20 protein-coding genes, 1 tRNA gene and 1 other annotated feature are annotated in these 15,337 nt (G+C 49.9%); of the genes, 4 read left to right on the top strand and 17 right to left on the bottom strand.

The window, feature by feature from the left end; translation table 11 throughout:
- Positions 1 to 8: 8 nt before the first annotated feature.
- The 4 genes from ABXS88_RS15575 to pcrA form a co-directional block, all read right to left on the bottom strand.
- Positions 9 to 818, bottom strand: a complete 810-nt coding sequence (locus ABXS88_RS15575) for a hypothetical protein (RefSeq protein ID WP_353672959.1) — start codon at positions 816 to 818, stop codon at positions 9 to 11.
- 78 nt (positions 819 to 896) lie between these two features.
- Positions 897 to 2,237: a glutathionylspermidine synthase family protein gene (locus tag ABXS88_RS15570; protein ID WP_353672958.1), complete on the bottom strand. Its 1,341-nt coding sequence runs from the start codon at positions 2,235 to 2,237 to the stop codon at positions 897 to 899.
- The gene (locus ABXS88_RS15565; protein ID WP_353672957.1) at positions 2,237 to 3,001 is read right to left on the bottom strand and encodes a DUF1190 domain-containing protein; all 765 of its coding nucleotides are present in this window, start codon (positions 2,999 to 3,001) and stop codon (positions 2,237 to 2,239) included. The genes ABXS88_RS15570 and ABXS88_RS15565 overlap by 1 nt, the downstream gene beginning before the upstream one ends.
- Before the next feature lie 155 nt (positions 3,002 to 3,156).
- Positions 3,157 to 5,499, bottom strand: coding sequence for a DNA helicase PcrA (gene pcrA, locus ABXS88_RS15560; protein ID WP_353672956.1), 2,343 nt, complete (start codon positions 5,497 to 5,499; stop codon positions 3,157 to 3,159).
- Positions 5,500 to 5,907: 408 nt separating this feature from the next.
- Between pcrA and trxA the strand changes: the two genes are divergently transcribed.
- The 3 genes from trxA to ABXS88_RS15545 all read left to right on the top strand — a co-directional run bounded on the left by trxA (position 5,908) and on the right by ABXS88_RS15545 (position 7,128).
- Positions 5,908 to 6,231: a thioredoxin gene (gene trxA / locus ABXS88_RS15555; protein ID WP_353672955.1), complete on the top strand. Its 324-nt coding sequence runs from the start codon at positions 5,908 to 5,910 to the stop codon at positions 6,229 to 6,231.
- A gap of 151 nt (positions 6,232 to 6,382) precedes the next feature.
- Positions 6,383 to 7,015, top strand: a complete 633-nt coding sequence (gene hisIE / locus ABXS88_RS15550) for a bifunctional phosphoribosyl-AMP cyclohydrolase/phosphoribosyl-ATP diphosphatase HisIE (protein WP_353672954.1) — start codon at positions 6,383 to 6,385, stop codon at positions 7,013 to 7,015.
- Positions 7,016 to 7,057: 42 nt separating this feature from the next.
- Positions 7,058 to 7,128 (top strand) — tRNA-Gly (locus ABXS88_RS15545).
- Here the strand turns inward: ABXS88_RS15545 and ABXS88_RS15540 are convergent.
- The 7 genes from ABXS88_RS15540 to ABXS88_RS15510 all read right to left on the bottom strand — a co-directional run bounded on the left by ABXS88_RS15540 (position 7,128) and on the right by ABXS88_RS15510 (position 11,038).
- Entirely contained in the window at positions 7,128 to 7,805 is a 678-nt protein-coding gene (locus tag ABXS88_RS15540; protein WP_353672953.1) for a thermonuclease family protein, read from the bottom strand. The genes ABXS88_RS15545 and ABXS88_RS15540 overlap by 1 nt on opposite strands.
- A gap of 4 nt (positions 7,806 to 7,809) precedes the next feature.
- The gene (locus ABXS88_RS15535) at positions 7,810 to 8,199 is read right to left on the bottom strand and encodes a DUF4253 domain-containing protein (RefSeq protein WP_353672952.1); all 390 of its coding nucleotides are present in this window, start codon (positions 8,197 to 8,199) and stop codon (positions 7,810 to 7,812) included.
- A gap of 157 nt (positions 8,200 to 8,356) precedes the next feature.
- Positions 8,357 to 9,298, bottom strand: a complete 942-nt coding sequence (locus ABXS88_RS15530) for an FTR1 family protein (RefSeq protein WP_353672951.1) — start codon at positions 9,296 to 9,298, stop codon at positions 8,357 to 8,359.
- A 16-nt stretch (positions 9,299 to 9,314) separates the two neighbouring features.
- On the bottom strand, positions 9,315 to 9,644 hold the full coding sequence (locus ABXS88_RS15525; RefSeq protein WP_353672950.1) for a hypothetical protein: 330 nt from the start codon (positions 9,642 to 9,644) through the stop codon (positions 9,315 to 9,317).
- Between the two features lie 66 nt (positions 9,645 to 9,710).
- Positions 9,711 to 10,055, bottom strand: a complete 345-nt coding sequence (locus ABXS88_RS15520; protein WP_353672949.1) for a hypothetical protein — start codon at positions 10,053 to 10,055, stop codon at positions 9,711 to 9,713.
- A 14-nt stretch (positions 10,056 to 10,069) separates the two neighbouring features.
- Positions 10,070 to 10,687, bottom strand: coding sequence for a nitrile hydratase subunit alpha (gene nthA / locus ABXS88_RS15515; protein ID WP_353672948.1), 618 nt, complete (start codon positions 10,685 to 10,687; stop codon positions 10,070 to 10,072).
- A 3-nt stretch (positions 10,688 to 10,690) separates the two neighbouring features.
- Complete coding sequence (locus ABXS88_RS15510) at positions 10,691 to 11,038, bottom strand: SH3-like domain-containing protein (RefSeq protein WP_353672947.1); 348 nt, start codon at positions 11,036 to 11,038, stop codon at positions 10,691 to 10,693.
- Between the two features lie 473 nt (positions 11,039 to 11,511).
- Here ABXS88_RS15510 and ABXS88_RS15505 point away from each other — a divergent pair, with 473 nt between their 5' ends.
- Entirely contained in the window at positions 11,512 to 11,916 is a 405-nt protein-coding gene (locus ABXS88_RS15505; RefSeq protein ID WP_353672946.1) for a DUF2358 domain-containing protein, read from the top strand.
- Between the two features lie 38 nt (positions 11,917 to 11,954).
- On the opposite strand, the gene rplL is transcribed toward ABXS88_RS15505, so the two are convergent.
- The 6 genes from rplL to secE form a co-directional block, all read right to left on the bottom strand.
- A complete protein-coding gene (gene rplL / locus ABXS88_RS15500; RefSeq protein ID WP_353672945.1) occupies positions 11,955 to 12,344 on the bottom strand; it encodes a 50S ribosomal protein L7/L12 in 390 nt (129 codons plus the stop codon).
- Positions 12,345 to 12,386: 42 nt separating this feature from the next.
- The gene (gene rplJ, locus ABXS88_RS15495; protein ID WP_353672944.1) at positions 12,387 to 12,914 is read right to left on the bottom strand and encodes a 50S ribosomal protein L10; all 528 of its coding nucleotides are present in this window, start codon (positions 12,912 to 12,914) and stop codon (positions 12,387 to 12,389) included.
- Positions 12,915 to 12,952: 38 nt separating this feature from the next.
- Positions 12,953 to 13,121, bottom strand: a sequence feature (ribosomal protein L10 leader region).
- Between the two features lie 12 nt (positions 13,122 to 13,133).
- The gene (gene rplA / locus ABXS88_RS15490) at positions 13,134 to 13,850 is read right to left on the bottom strand and encodes a 50S ribosomal protein L1 (protein ID WP_353672943.1); all 717 of its coding nucleotides are present in this window, start codon (positions 13,848 to 13,850) and stop codon (positions 13,134 to 13,136) included.
- Positions 13,851 to 13,915: 65 nt separating this feature from the next.
- Entirely contained in the window at positions 13,916 to 14,341 is a 426-nt protein-coding gene (gene rplK, locus ABXS88_RS15485) for a 50S ribosomal protein L11 (RefSeq protein WP_353672942.1), read from the bottom strand.
- 15 nt (positions 14,342 to 14,356) lie between these two features.
- Entirely contained in the window at positions 14,357 to 14,980 is a 624-nt protein-coding gene (gene nusG, locus ABXS88_RS15480) for a transcription termination/antitermination protein NusG (protein WP_353672941.1), read from the bottom strand.
- A 36-nt stretch (positions 14,981 to 15,016) separates the two neighbouring features.
- Complete coding sequence (gene secE / locus ABXS88_RS15475) at positions 15,017 to 15,262, bottom strand: preprotein translocase subunit SecE (protein WP_353672940.1); 246 nt, start codon at positions 15,260 to 15,262, stop codon at positions 15,017 to 15,019.
- Between the last annotated feature and the right edge of the window lie 75 nt (positions 15,263 to 15,337).

Genomic DNA, 15,337 nt, shown 5'->3' with positions numbered 1-15,337 from the left:
GGTAACATTCATGCAACAAGGGGAGTAAAGGCCTGGCCTGCTGGTTTCCAGGCCCAGAGATACTGGCCCCGCCGGGGAGAGGGCCCTAAATCAAAATGGGCCAAGATCATAGCAATAATCACCTCATTAAAATCTGGGGGAAAGCGCTCCTGTTCCTGGGCATGATCCAGAAAAAAGGTTTTGCAATACCGCCCCAGGGATTTTTCCAGGCGAGAAATATGGTGCAGTAAAGCGGGTAATTCTCCCAGGCGCTTATCGTGATACGTCTGGAGTATTTGGGCCGCATTCTGGAAATGAATCCCCTCATCCATCACTAACTGTTTTGCAATATTTGTCACCGCAGGGCCATAGTGACGGTAATATTCCCGCAGATCTCGCCGATAGGAAATAGTCGAACCCAGTTCATCAAACAGCAGGGCCACCAGAATTGTAAACTCATCAGCTAACAGGGCTTGGATCGGTTCAATTTCGTGGTGACGACGGGCAAAGCACTGGTTCATCTCTTCTTCCGGAATCCTCGTGAGTAACTGGTAAACCCGCCGTAGCGCCTGATAGTGTTTTTGCTCATCGGCTAACCAGAGGGTCATTAATTGACGAAAACCAGGGGTAAACTCGGCCCAACGGGGTTGCAGATAATCAAATAACGGTTGGCTATCCCCTTCGCTATAGACATCCCGCCCCAATAACCGGACACAATTGCGGTGTAAATCCTGATCCAACTGAGTCAAAAGACCGGAGGGCAAGCCATAATCCACCGGCAAAAAATCTTCCACTTGCCAGGAACGTTGTTGCAGAGAAAGCGTTTTAGGAACAGTCATCACCAGAGTTAGGAGAATGGGTGAGGCAACAGGGTCGGGACAATCATCAGGAATCTAGAGGGCCATTACCCACAAAATCTAAATGATCTTCTGATCCGCCACGATGTGGGGAATGATCAAGCAATAGCGAGTGGTAATCCGGTTGTGATCCCCCCGTAAAATAATTCCCGCCGCTTCGCCATCCTCCAGTCCGCCCACCAGCCAACTGCCAATGACGTAATGGTAATCGTAGGCAGAAGGCAGAGGCACATACTCCTGTACGATAAAACCCTCCTTGCCATAGCCAAAGGATTCCCGTTCCTCCAGGGCCGACCCTAAGCCCGTTTGTAAGGTGGTCGCGACCCCTTCTAAGCCCAACAGCGGTTTACGGATATGGGTATCGAGCACTAAGCGCGTGGCTTCCGGGCCCAGGTCATCCTCAAAATAGGTCGCCAACAGATAAGGGCCATAGTCGGGATGGTCTTTAAATAGCTGCCAAAGATAAACCAAGGAACCTTTATTCGACAACACCTGTTTCCAGAGCGGTTCCAGGAACTTGGTTTTCCCTGTGCTGAGGTGGCGAGCAAAAACCTCCGTCATGCCAAAATTTTCTACATCATTTTGCAGATCAGACCAATCGTAGATTTTCCAGATAAATTCCATGCGCTCGTTGCAGTGATCCACCAGATAACCCTGGTCATCGATGCCGAGCCCTCGTTGCACCAGTTCCTGTCCATTCCAACAATCCCGCAGGTAAACGATCTGACAATACTGCTCGGGCGCGACCTCGTCGTGAATCATCTGGATCAATTGGGCCGCCATTTCGATGTCTTCCTCCAGGGTTTCATCCACCAGAAAGGAAATCACTTTTCCTAAGGTGCCATAGGTTTCCATCACCTCTCGCCACTGCCCACAAACCCGATCCCAAAAGTCATTAAATTGACTCACACCCTTGGGTAAAGAGGGATCACGATGGGCTATCAGATCCTGGAGCCAATTCCACTGATAAACCTGCTCACAGCCTAGTAGCGGCGTTTCAGCGTTAATTTCGATCATTTTGGGCAGACTGGCCGCCTCAGCCATAACCAAGTCGAAACGGAGATAAAGGGACAGATCTTCCGGCTCAGTGCGATCCCAAGAGTATTTAATGGCTTCCCAATAAGCCGAGGAGATTTGTAGCCGGGCCAAGCGCTGATCGACGGCCCCCTCGGTTTCTTCCGTAAAAAACCAATCCAGGTAATCCTGACACATCTGCCCTAGGGTTTCCGTGGCCTGGGCTAAGCAATCTTCTTCTTCGGTGGAAAATTGAATATAAAACGGTTGCTTGAGGGCCTCGACCCAGTACTGCTGACGGGCATCACTCAAAACCTCTGCTTGATAAGCATTGTCGCGGATATGTTGTTGCCAGTGGGGACGACGCTTAAAGGGAATGGCACGCATTATTTACCCACGCCTCCCCGGCCCGTGGCCTTGTAGGTCGAGCCAAAACCATGACTCGAGCGCCCCCGAATAACGCCTGAGCCACTGGTTCCCTTGGGCCGAGCGGGCGCGGTAAAGCGGGTATGTTGGGGAACCGAAATGCGACTACCGGGTTGATAGTGGGGGAGGGTGCGGCCATAGGGCGTAATTAAATTACCGGTACTGCCTTGATAAACGGTGGTCGGACGATAGACGCGATGATTAACGCCCCCGTAGTAGAAATAGACAAAATCGGGACTGGGATCGTAAGGATAGACAAAGGTTCCTCCAAAGCGAGGATAGTAACCGGAACTCGCTTGCCCGCCATTACGGGTGGCCGGAGTGCATTGTGTTCCTTCAGCCTGACATTGCTCCAGACTTTCGTACACAGGAGCATGGCCTTCGTGTTCCCGCAGGGCCAGGGCCATCTGAGCTTCACAGTCTTCCGGTTTGAGAGCTGGTTCCATGGGAGCGGTTGATCGGCGGCCAGCCGAAAAATCCCGGAGTTGGGTTTGATAGGCCTGTTGCTTTTGGGTCAAGTCCTGCTGGCATTGCGCTACCGTTTCGTAGAAAACCGCATCGACGGGTTGATTGGCCACAGCATCATCGGGCCGCACCTCCCGCACAGCGGAGATATCATCGTTGCTATCCGAACAACTGGTGTTCAGGGCCGCCACAAAGGCCACCAGCACCAAATAACGCAACGTCTGCTGACGACGAATGGGAATGACACCACGGGGTTGCATGACCGTTACCCAGGAAAGTAGTGATTCAGGTTTGGAGAGAATTTGCCGGTATCCTAGCAGGTCTCACGTCCGTCTCTCCTATTTTTTTCGGAAAATTTTAAGACGATCAACCATTGATCAAACTTGCCATCGGTCAAGTTGCTTCAGTTCTGGCCCTAGGAATCCAGGCGCTGGATCGGTTCTAAACTCGGGTTAATAATCTTCGTCCCTAGGCCAGGGAACTTGACCCCCAGGTTGAGTTTGCGATCCTGGCCCAGCAGATGGGTCACGGTACCTTCCCCAAAATTTCGATGGACTAGGCGGTCTCCAACTCGCCAGGGCACGACAACTAAGCGGGGGGATGCAGAGGAAGAACGGGTTTTCATCTGTTCTCTTCCCCCGGTGTGACGACGGGTTTGCCGGTTACTCTCCAATAATTCTGGTGGCAGTTCCTTAATAAATTGGGAAGGAATCTTGGTTTCCTGGGAACCCCAGACGTAGCGTTGTTGGGCATGGGAAATAAACAACTGTTCCTGGGCCCGAGTCACCCCCACATAGCAGAGGCGGCGTTCTTCTTCCAAGGCTAGGGGGTCATTGAGGCTACGCAGGTGAGGACAGGTGCCCTGTTCCATCCCCACCAGAAAAACCACAGGAAATTCCAGGCCCTTAGCAGAATGGAGGGTGAGTAAAGAGACTTTCTCTGAATCTTCCTGGAGGTCATCTAAATCCGAAGCCAAGGAAGCATTGCCCAGAAAACCTAGCAGACTATTGTCTTCGTTTTCCTCTTGGTACTGCTGGATAGCATTTTTCAATTCGCCCAAGTTGGCCAAGCGATTGTCGGCTTCCTCCGTACCTTTTTGTTCAAGGTCAAAGACGTAGCCCGATTGCTCTAGAACGGCTTCCAGGATTTCCACGGCTGATTGGGTTGCCAATTGGCCCTGGAGTGTTTGCATCATCTCTACAAAGCGGCGCAGGGGTTTAACGGCTCGGCCCCCCAGGGTATTCACCGAGGTCTCGTCCTGGAGGATTTCCCAGAGGGGGACTTGGAGCCCCTGGGCAGCCTGAAGCAAACTATCGAGGGTCGATTTGCCAATGCCCCGGCGGGGAGTATTAATCACCCGGAGCAAACTGACTGTATCGGCCGGATTAGCCAAAACCCGCAGGTAGGCTAGGGCATCTTTAATTTCCTGTCGGTCATAGAACTTAAAACCGCCCACAATATTGTAAGGAATATTACATTTGATCAATTCATCTTCAAAGGAGCGAGATTGGGCATTGGTGCGATAAAGAATGGCAAAGTCCCCCCAGTTAAGTTCTGGGTTATCCTGACGCAGTTGTCGAATTTTTGTCAAGACAAAGCGGGCCTCATCCCGTTCATCATCGGCCTGGTAGCAATAAATAGCTTCCCCTAAGCCACGGGTTGCCTTCAGGGTTTTCTCGATACGTTGACTGTTGTTTTCAATCAGTTGGTTAGCGGCCTGGAGAATATTTTCCCGAGAGCGATAATTTTCCTCTAGCTTCACCATGGTGCGGGTATCTTCATCGGGTAGGCCATCGCCAAAATCCGTTTGGAAATTGAGCAGAATAGTAAAATCAGCCATACGAAAGCTATAGATCGATTGATCGGCATCCCCCACTACAAAAATAGAGCGATTGCGCCAATCCCAAGACTCGCGACGGTTTTCACCGTTGGTTACTAACAGACGGATGAGATTATACTGAATCCGATTAGTGTCTTGATACTCATCTACTAAAATGTGACAGAACTGTTGATGCCAATAGCCCAGAACACTTTCATTTTGCTGAAACAAGCGAACCGGAACTAAAATAAGATCATCAAAATCTAGCGCATTATTGGCTGCTAATTCTGATTGGTAATCTTGATAGACTTCAGCGATAACTCGTCCCTTATAGCCAGGATTTTCTTGTAAATATTGCTCTGGTAATACCCCTAAATTTTTGGCGTTACTGATTTGATAGCGAATAGAACGAGGGTCAAACTTTTTATCATCCAAGTTCATTTTCTTGGTGACAATATTTTTGATTAAGCTTTGGACATCATTTTCATCAAAAATCGAGAAATTACGCGTCCAGGTTCGGCCTCGCTCATCTTGATATTTATTGATATCAAACCTTAAGATACGTGCAAACAAACTATGAAAAGTGCCAATCCATAGCTTTTTAGTAACTGTCTTATAAACTTGAGATGTCAGTTTTCGCTGTTCGTATTCTCCTAAGAGTTCAAATCGCTGGCCAAATTGTTGCTGTGCCATTTCTTGCACGAAAATGCTCTCAATTCGTTCTTTCATTTCCTTAGCGGCCTTGTTAGTAAAAGTTACCGCTAAAATATTTTCAGGGTCAACACGATGGTGACGAATTAAGTAGGCAATGCGATAGGTCAGGGCCCGAGTCTTCCCCGAACCGGCCCCAGCCACCACCAACAATGGCCCGCAAAAATGTTGTACCGCCGTGCGTTGAGAGGGGTTCAATTGGGCCAGAAAATCGAGGGGGACAGTCATGACAGAACACTCAAGGGGAAAAGTTGTGAAGAGGGAATGATAGAGAAAAACCCAGGCCTAATATTCATAAAGAAGACCTTTTTTATGATACTCAATGGTGATGCTCCAGGACGAGCCAGAATCGAATGGAGGCTCTAGCCGGAACCCCAGCCAAAAAATTGCGTCGAAAACAGTTTTCTCCTTTACAATATAGATGGCGGAGACATAAGTTTCCGTTCACTCCTCACACCACACTCCGCCTGGACGATGTTCGGGCGGTTTCTTGTTGGACTCCATTGACTATTGGCTGCAACTGTGACAAATCATAAATAATTCCTAAGTTTCTCGATGTTTTTGAACGGAATGGGGCCTTGTTTCGTTATGGTAGAATTCTAAACATTGCGATCATAAGGATTAAGGATTTCCAATATGAGTGCCACACCTCAAGTAACAGATGCAAGCTTTAAAGATGATGTATTGGATAGCGAACTACCTGTGCTCGTTGACTTTTGGGCCCCCTGGTGTGGCCCCTGTCGGATGGTTGCACCCGTTGTGGATGAAATCGCTCAACAATACGCCGGTAAGGTCAAAGTAGTCAAGCTCAACACTGACGATAACCCCAATACCGCTAGTCAGTATGGAATTCGGAGTATCCCGACCCTGATGATTTTCAAAGGCGGCCAGAGAGTCGATATGGTGGTGGGGGCTGTCCCCAAAACGACCCTAGCCAGTACGCTAGAAAAATACATTTAGCCTTGGCTCCCAAACGGTGAGATGCGCTTGGGGCGCCATAAAACTCCCCAGAATAATGCCACTAAGGTTTGTTATCAGGACAAAGTCAACCCCTCAACTTTGTCCTTGATTTTATGGGTCTTCTTTTTCCCTTGAGGGACGTTGCTACACCATGTCTTTATCGAATGCCATTCCGCTAGACGAGCTTTGCTACAACGACCAAGGCCTGGTGCCTGCCATTGCTCAGGATTATCTCGATGGCACCGTCTTGATGATGGCCTGGATGAATCGGCAGGCCCTTGAAAAAACCCTAGAAACGGGAGAGGCCTGGTACTGGAGTCGTTCCCGCCAGGAACTTTGGCACAAGGGGGCCACTTCCGGGCACTTTCAACGGGTTAAGGCCATTCGTTATGACTGCGACAGCGATGCTCTGCTCTTGACCATTGAACAGGTGGGGGACATTGCCTGCCATACGGGCGAACGTAGTTGTTTCCATCAGGTGGCTCACCGTAAACAGGCCCCCTCTGCCGATATGCTCTCGGAATTATTTGCCGTGATCTGTGAGCGCCGCGATCATCCGAGCCCTGAATCCTACACCTGTAAATTATTGGCAGGCGGAGATAATAAAATTCTCAAAAAAATTGGAGAAGAAAGTGCGGAGGTGGTCATGGCCTGCAAAGATAACGACCCCCAGGCCATTGCGGGAGAAGTCGCCGATTTGTTCTACCATACCCTGGTGGCCTTGGCCCATCATCAGGTTTCCCTACGGGATGTTTACCAAAAATTGGCGGAGCGCCGGGGTTAACTGCTTATTCTAGAAGCAAAACCTGGTAAAATCAAAAGACCTGCGGATATAGTTTAGTGGTAAAACGAAAGCTTCCCAAGCTTTAGTTGCGGGTTCGATTCCCGCTATCCGCTTAGCGCTCACAACCAATACCGTCCCGGTCTCGATCCAGGCGATGGGGGTCGGGAGGCAATACCCGAAAACCGCGCTGGGGAATATCCCGACAGTCCAAATCAGGGCCATTAACTGGAAGACAGAGGTCTGGATAGGCGGGGTGACAAGCTGAACTCGGGGGTTTAGCCGGGGAAGTTGGTTGTCTTCCTGGGCCAGTCTGTCGCGTCTCCCACGGCATGATGGGATTGGCTTGGGCCCACAGGCCAAGTTTTTTCTGTTGGGCCTGGGCTTGAGCCTGACGGTATTGGGTCTGTGTAGCCCGACAATTGGCAAAATATTGGGGGTAAATGACAGCCTGACCACTCTGTACCATGGCTAAATTGGCGGATTGCGAGCCATAATAAACCTCTGCCACCAGACGACCATAGCGGTCTTGATCTACGGGACGAAGGGTAATGGCGGCGCCAATGGGTAAGAGACGTTGCAGGTATTGCTTAGCCTGCAGGCCATCGGGTTGGACGGTTAATTCTGGGGCATCAATGCAAGCTAAACGAATTTTTTGTGACTGGCCCTGTTGACGAACTGTCAGGGTATCCCCATCGGCAATACTGACAACGGTAGCAGACGCCAGGGGTTCAGCCGCTACTAGAAACAACGAACTACACAACCAGAGAATCCCAACTAGGCCTATCAGCATGGCCCTAATCCCACCAAAGTCCAACCGTTGAGGATTGAGCGAGGGAACGCTTCAAGAGTTCGAGACCAAAATTTTCGTCCTCAAAATCAATGCCAGCCAGAAATTCCTGGAGTTCGGGCGGCCAGGTTGCGGAGGGGCCGGAAAACAAATCATCAAAACAGCCAAAATGCTGATCAATAATATCCGGGCAAAACTGATAAATTTCCTGGGCAAGACTATCTAAATCTGCCGGTAACTGCTGAAAAACAACGACTAGGCGGTCACTCTCCACCCCGGATAGGACAATGCCGTAGTCCCGGTCCCATTTTTGCAATCGCTCAATGATGTCGGCCGTATCGAGGTCGTAGTTGTCTCCATTGGTTTGTTTCTCACGCAAAATTTGGTATTTATCCATGATTATTGGGATTATTTGCCAATTATTGGCCCTTGAGCGGTTGATAGGCAGCATCTAGCCTGTCTCCATCATAAAACTGACCGAGGAAGGCCGAACAACGCCAAGTTTTGATGCAAAAAGACCTCTGCTTCCCAGAGCATTGCCTAACTAAAGTTTATTAGGAAGACTGGATTTTGGGTGGGCCGGATTTGGCCGGAGCCGAGGAGAGACGAACTCGCTGGAGTTGCCAAAAATAGAGACTGCCCAGGCCCCCGAGTACTAGGCTATAGGCAAGAATTTGCACCAGATAGAGCTGTTGGCGATAGCCAAAGAGGGCCTTCAGCAGGAGGCCGGGAAATTGACCATCGGGCAGGATCTGACTGCCATTCCAAATGAGGGGCCCTAACAGACAGGAATCCTGGGCAAAACAGAGGGAGAGATAACGGGCATCCCATTGTCCCAATAGATGGATAGCAAGGTCTAGATTTTTGAGAATACCAATCACCAAGCCAGCCACAATCAGCACCAGAAAGGCCCCGGTGGCCTGGAAAAAGCCCTTGATATTAATCTGAAGCCCAATCTGGAAAAGCGCATAACCCAGCACCGTAGCAAAGCCTAGACCTAAGACGGCCCCCAGGCTAGAACCCAGCCAATTGTCTGGGCCCTGGGCCAAAATGAAGAGCACGGCCTCGAATCCTTCCCGTAAAACAGCAATAAAAACCACCAGGGCGATGCTCTGGCCCGCCTCTTGCTGGCTGAGGGCCGCTTGAATGTCGCTGGTCACGGTGGCCTTGAGTCCCTTGGCCTGTTGAGTCATCCAGAGTAACATCCAACTGAGAAGAGTCAGGGCCATCAGGCCAAACAGGCTGGCCAGCAACGATTTCAGTACAGGGGTAAAGGGACTTTGCACTGTATTGATGCCCTGGAAAAGGCCCCCCAGCAAACCCGCCACCATCACACTGGCTACCAGTCCACCGCCCAGGCCTTGATAAACCCAGCGGTTGAGATAGTCCTTATCTGCTTTGGCCAAACAAGCCAATACAATGCCAACCACTAGGGCCGCTTCAAAGCCCTCCCGTAACGTAATGACAAAGGTCGGTAGTGCTGTTGATAGATCCATGGTTTTACCGCTACCGCTAAAGAGCCAAAGATGAACGACGGCCTTGGTACATGACCCAGGCCCATAATCCAGTATTAATGGCCAAGCAGGTTAGAGAGAGAGTCAGCAAAATAAAAGTAACCGGAGTAATGACACCGATGCTAAACCAAGTTGCAACATGGCCAATGAGCAAGACAATCGCCACGAAAGCCCCACTGGCCGAAGCCTGAAAACGCCAGTCTCGATGTTGGAAGTAAACTAATAACAAAGACTGTAACGTGAGCAGAAGAATCGTCGGTACCAGGACAGCACAAAGGCCAACGCAGTGAAGACGAGACCATTCAGCCATTAAAGTAAGCATTGCCATTGAGTTCTAAAAATCTAAAAAAATTGAGATTACTTTGAGCTTAGACGGAAAATGGTCGTTATTACCTCAGGAATCTTTATGCGAGTCATGGGCATACCGGGCTTCCACCTCAGCCATTTTTTGGGCTAGTTCATCGGGAGTAAGTATCTGTTTTTCGAACAAAATAAGGGAAAAAGCGGCAATCCAGCGCTCATAGTAGGTGAGATTGCTCATCATTTCGGATCCAAGAGACTCCACCCCACGACGCTTTTCCTCGGTGTTGATGATTTTATGGAAATCCAGCACGTCAGCCAGGGCATGGCAACGCTTCTCCCATGGCAACAGTTCATGATCCGTTTGCTGGACTCGGTCTGATGGTAGCCCTCCGATGTCGTTAGGCAGGCGTTTTAATAAGTCTTCACTGTGGTTCATACTGAGTCCTGTCTTTAGATTTCTACTCGGACAACGCCAATCATCGCATCGCGCGTAACCAGGGCGGCTAGCTGTTCCTCACTCAAGTCATCTGTGCCCGCTGGTCGTTGCGGCAATACAAGATAACGGATCATCGCAGTCGAATCGCTAACGCAGATCTCTACATCATCAGGAATGTGTGTGCCAAATTCCTCCAGGACTGCCCTTGGCTCTTTCACCACCCGAGCTCGATACGGTTTAGCTTTGTACCAATCAGGCGGCAATCCCAGCACCGAACGCGGATAACAGGAACACAGTGTACAGACAATGAGGTTGTGAACTTTGTCGGTGTTTTCTAGCACGATGAGTTGCGTATCATCGTAAAAGCTGATCCCCAATTCTTCGCAAGCGGTGCGGCCATTAGCCAGCAAACGCGCCCGAAACCCTGGATCGACCCATGCGCGAGCAACAACCTTTGCACCCAAAGCTGGTGTGCGGGAATCAAGCACTTCAATTTGGCGGCGAATTTCACTGGGGTTGATCAATGTCTTCTCAATGAGTAATTCTCGAACCGCGATTTCCATGATTTCGTAGTAGCCCGGCATCACTTCATCCGTAAGCATCGGATGATGATCGTGGTCGTGTGCTTCCATACCTTAAATCCTCTCCAGCCAGGTTTCAAAAACTTCAATGACCAACTGATCCTGCGGCGGCCCTGTATATCCAGGCCACAACTCTGAAAGCAGAATGCCCACCCGATAGTAACGTCCTTTTATTCCAGCATTGCGACCATAACCTTCTTCCTCGTTGTTGATAGCCATTGGATTCAGGATCATTTTCACCACGCCTTGCTTGCCACGGACGTAAGTTGGCACCCGGTAGTGGCCAATGGGAAAACGCATCGCAATCCGGACTCGATCCCCGACCTTAAAGTCAGACTCCTCACAAAGAGCTTTTACCGCTCGCAAACCCGATGACGCATGGGCTGAATCTGCTACAGACATTTTTTGTGTTCCTGGTACAGGTTAGCTGGCAGACGGCTACTCCTCCTCTCTGAAATTGGATGGATGACGTCGGAATCGTATATTACCCCACTAGTAGTCAGAAAATCGTAAGCGTCTTGTCGTAACCAGGCTTTATGGATTAAACAAAGACGACTTTTTCTGATTCCAAAACCCCTGCGAAGTCTAACTCACAAGCCAAGTGCCAACAAAAATATTTAAAAATGTTTATGTCACTTGGGCCCATTACTTTTCGCTGATGCTAGCAAAAAACTAGGACTACTGCAATCAAAGCGCGGGAGCTACCATAGGGATTGATGGGTTCCCTACAAGTTTCGCCTTCATCAAGCGGTCATATTTAGCCCTCAGACCCTTGTTCTCTCCGATTTTTGAGTCAGTCTACTCAATTACCCTCGACTAGGCACAATCTCTTGGGCCGTCTACTAGGCTAGAGGGGTATTGTTTTAGCATACCCAATGGATATTACTGCACTGATCACTACGCTCCGGGCCGATTACCAACGCTTTCCAGATAATCCCACCTTTTCCATCTACGCCGAGGATGTCTATTTCAAAGACCCTCTGACGGAATTTCATGGCCTTAAGCAATACCAAAAAATGATTGGCTTTATGCAACGTTGGTTTCAAGCCGTAGAGCTAGAACTTCACGACTTAACGGCGGAGTTTCCTCTGATCATCACCCGTTGGACGTTGAGTTGGGTGACGCCTCTCCCCTGGCGGCCGCGGATTCATATTTCTGGTCGGAGTGAATTATTACTCAACGAAGCGGGCCTGATCACTTCCCACATCGACTACTGGGATTGCTCCACGGTCAACGTCCTACAACAACATTTTCCCTGGCCCCAAAAAAAAGCAGGCTGAAACACCTGCTTTACGACAAGATTCAGACAAGCTGAAATTTATTTGACGGCAACTTTGGCACCGGCTTCTTCTAGTTGCTTCTTGATGGCTTCGGCATCGTCTTTGTTGGTGCCTTCTTTGATCGGTTTAGGCGTAGATTCCACCAAGTCTTTGGCTTCCTTCAGACCCAGACCCGTGATGGTACGAACAACCTTGAGAATGGCGATTTTCTTGTCAGCGGGAACTTCTTCGAGAATGACATCAAACTCGGTTTTTTCTTCCACAGCTTCTACGGGGGCCGCCGCACCGGGGGCCGCCATCACCATCCCACCAACGGGAGCGGCGGCGCTAACGCCAAAGGCCTCTTCAATCTGTTTGACTAGCTCAGCGGCTTCTAACAGGGTTAAAGATTTCAACTGTTCGAGAATTTGATCGGTTGCTGTAGACATTTGTAAACTCCTTGAGTCGATTAGAGAATAGTGAACAAAGAATTATTCCTTTTCGGAATAAGCTTGGATACCCCGAGCCAAGGACGCAGGGACTTCCTTGATGCCAAAGGCCAGTTTGGTGGCAAGGGCGTTGATGGCACCCGCAATTTGGCCCATGAGTTGTTCCTTGGACGGTAGATCACCAATGGCCTCAACATCCGCCTGGGATAGGGCCCGGCCTTCCAGGACACCGCCGCGGAGTTCGGTTTTTTTGGTGTCTTTTTGGAATTTTTTATAGGCCTTGATGGCTCCCCCCAAGTCATCCTTGAGCAGGAGTAGGGCTGAGGTTCCCTTGAGGTAATCCTCCATGGGTTGCCACTGGGGTTGGCCCTCTAGGGCAATTTTTACCAAGGTGTTTTTGGTAATTTTGCACGTTCCACCGAGGGGGCGGAGACGATTGCGGAGGTCGGTGATTTCAGCCACCGTCAGGCCTTGGTAATCAATCACCATGGCCATCTGGACGTCTTGGAAGAGTTCCTTTACTTCGGCCACCACCGTTGCCTTATTTTCTTTAGTTCTGATTCGTCCCATCCGGGTTGCACCTCCTTAGGGTTAGGGTTGAACAGACGTTGACACACAACAAAGCCCCTGGGCGATCGCCGGGGCTGAAGAGAGGGTAAGGCCGAGAAAAAAACCGGTAAAGTTCTCTGCTCGTTCCTGATACCCCTTCAGGCTCCAACCTCGGCAGGCTAATTAAGCAGTAGCCCCTGCTGTCATCGGTAATAGCCAATATGGGTTTGAATGGTCTGACTAGTTTTCTGCTAGTTTAAGATCACGCAAGGCATTGATATCGACTTGAATAGAAGGGCCCATGGAGGCAGCGACAAATACTGTCCGCCAGAATCGACCCTTGGCCCCAGAGGGACGGTTGCGGTCAATGGTTTCTTGTAACGCTTTGAGATTGGTCAACAAATCTTCGGCAGAAAAAGATGCCTTACCAAACATAACATGAACAATCCCCGTTCGGTCGGCCCGGAATTCCAATTTCCCGGCCTTAAATTCCGCAATAGCCTCGACCAGGTTGGTGGTTACCGTACCGCCCTTGGGTGACGGCATTAGGCCCCGAGGGCCTAGCAGTTTCCCTAACTTGGCGATTTTCGGCATCATATCGGGGGTGGCAATCAGTACATCAAAGTCCATCATGCCGCCCTGAATTTCGTCAATTAATTCTTCTGAACCGCAGAGGTCGGCCCCGGCATCGTTGGCTTCTTTGACCTTTTCTCCACGGGCAATGACGGCGACTCGCACCGTCAATCCAGTTCCCTTAGGCAGAGAGACGGTTGTCCGGATTTGTTGGTCGGTGTATTTGGGATCAATTCCTAGGCGAATATGGGCCTCGACGGATTCATCAAACTTGGCGGTGGCGGTTTCCTTGAGGAGCTGCATCGCCGTGAGGGGTTCGTAGGCCGTATTTTTATCGACCTTCTCTAGGACGGCGCTTAGGCGCTTAGAGGTTTTCTTGGACATGGTGTTGTAAACTCCTTGGGTGCAAACGAAGAATGCTCTTCTCCCCGGTTAAATAGGTAGGGATCTTAATCCTTGATAGTCACGCCCATATTGCGAGCGGTGCCTTCCACAATTCTCATGGCCGCTTCAATGTCGTTGGCATTGAGGTCGGGCATTTTGGTTTGGGCAATGTCCCGTAATTGGTCTCGGGAAATGGCCGCAACCTTGGTTTTATTGGGGGTATTCGACCCTTTCTCAATGCCAGCCGCCTTGCGAATGAGTACCGATGCGGGCGGTGTTTTGAGAACAAAGGTGAAACTCCGGTCTTCAAAGACAGAAATTTCTACCGGAATAATCATGCCCGCTTGGTCGGCGGTTTTGGCATTATATTCCTTACAAAAGGCCATGATGTTGACCCCGTGTTGACCTAGGGCAGGCCCAACCGGAGGGGCTGGGTTCGCCTTGCCCGCGGGCAGGGCCAACTTAATCAGAGCGACGACTTTCTTTGCCATTGCTTAAAAATAAACTTAGTTTTGTTTTTCCACTTGATTAAACTCCAATTCCACCGGCGTATCCCGGCCAAAAATGGAGAGGAGAGCTTTAAGCTTGCTTCTCTCGGGGCTGACTTCGATGACTTCCCCTTGAAAATCCTTGAAAGGCCCGGAGAGTACCGTAATCTGATCGCCGATTTGCATCTCGACCTTAATTAACGGCTCTTGGTCTTCCGATTGCTTAAAGATGCGTTCTACTTCACCCAGGTTCAAGGGAACCGGATTGACGTGGCCCCGACCCCGGCCGTAGCGACGCTTTTGTTCCGAACCGACAAAGTTGATGACGTGGGGGGTGTTTTTAACCACCTGCCAAGCATTGTCATCCATGACCATCCGAATCAGAATATAGCCTGGAAAGACTTTTTCCTCTCCATGCTGGCGAGAACCATCCTTGCGGATTTTGATCGTCGGGGTTTTCGGAATTTCAATCTGCAAAATTCGGTCAGCCACATCGAGGGTGTGGATGCGCTGTTCCAAACTGGCTTTAACTCGTTTTTCACATCCTGAAGCCACTTGCACGGCATACCAGCGAGCGGAACGGGAGGTTCCGACCTGGACTTCAGGGGTGAGGGTGGGAGAGGATTCGTCAGCAAAACTCATTGCGATATGTTTAAGGGCTTCAAACGGAAGCTATGCTCAACCAAACAGAAATGGTTGTCGGGTTACCCAGCCAAAAAAGTTATCTACCAGGTAGATAGTCGTTGCGACGAGGGTTACCATTAGAATCACCGCGACAGATTCACTAATGAGCTGTTGACGAGAGGGCCATACAACCTTCGCCAATTCTTCCTTTGTCTCAGTGACAAAGTTACGACGAGCATTATCTGCTCTGGCAAGGTTTGCTTCTAAGCTATCTGGTTTGGTTGCTTCTTGTTTGGCCACTGTATTACCCTTTTACCAATAAAGTCATCGAGGAAAACCGATTACTTACCGGGTAGCAATTTGCTTGGTAAGTGC

This window comes from Synechocystis sp. LKSZ1, assembly GCF_040436315.1.
In the GTDB taxonomy this organism is placed as follows: Bacteria; Cyanobacteriota; Cyanobacteriia; order Cyanobacteriales; family Microcystaceae; genus Synechocystis.
Note: the sequence above shows the minus strand (reverse complement) of the source record. Positions and strands in the feature narration are given on the sequence as shown.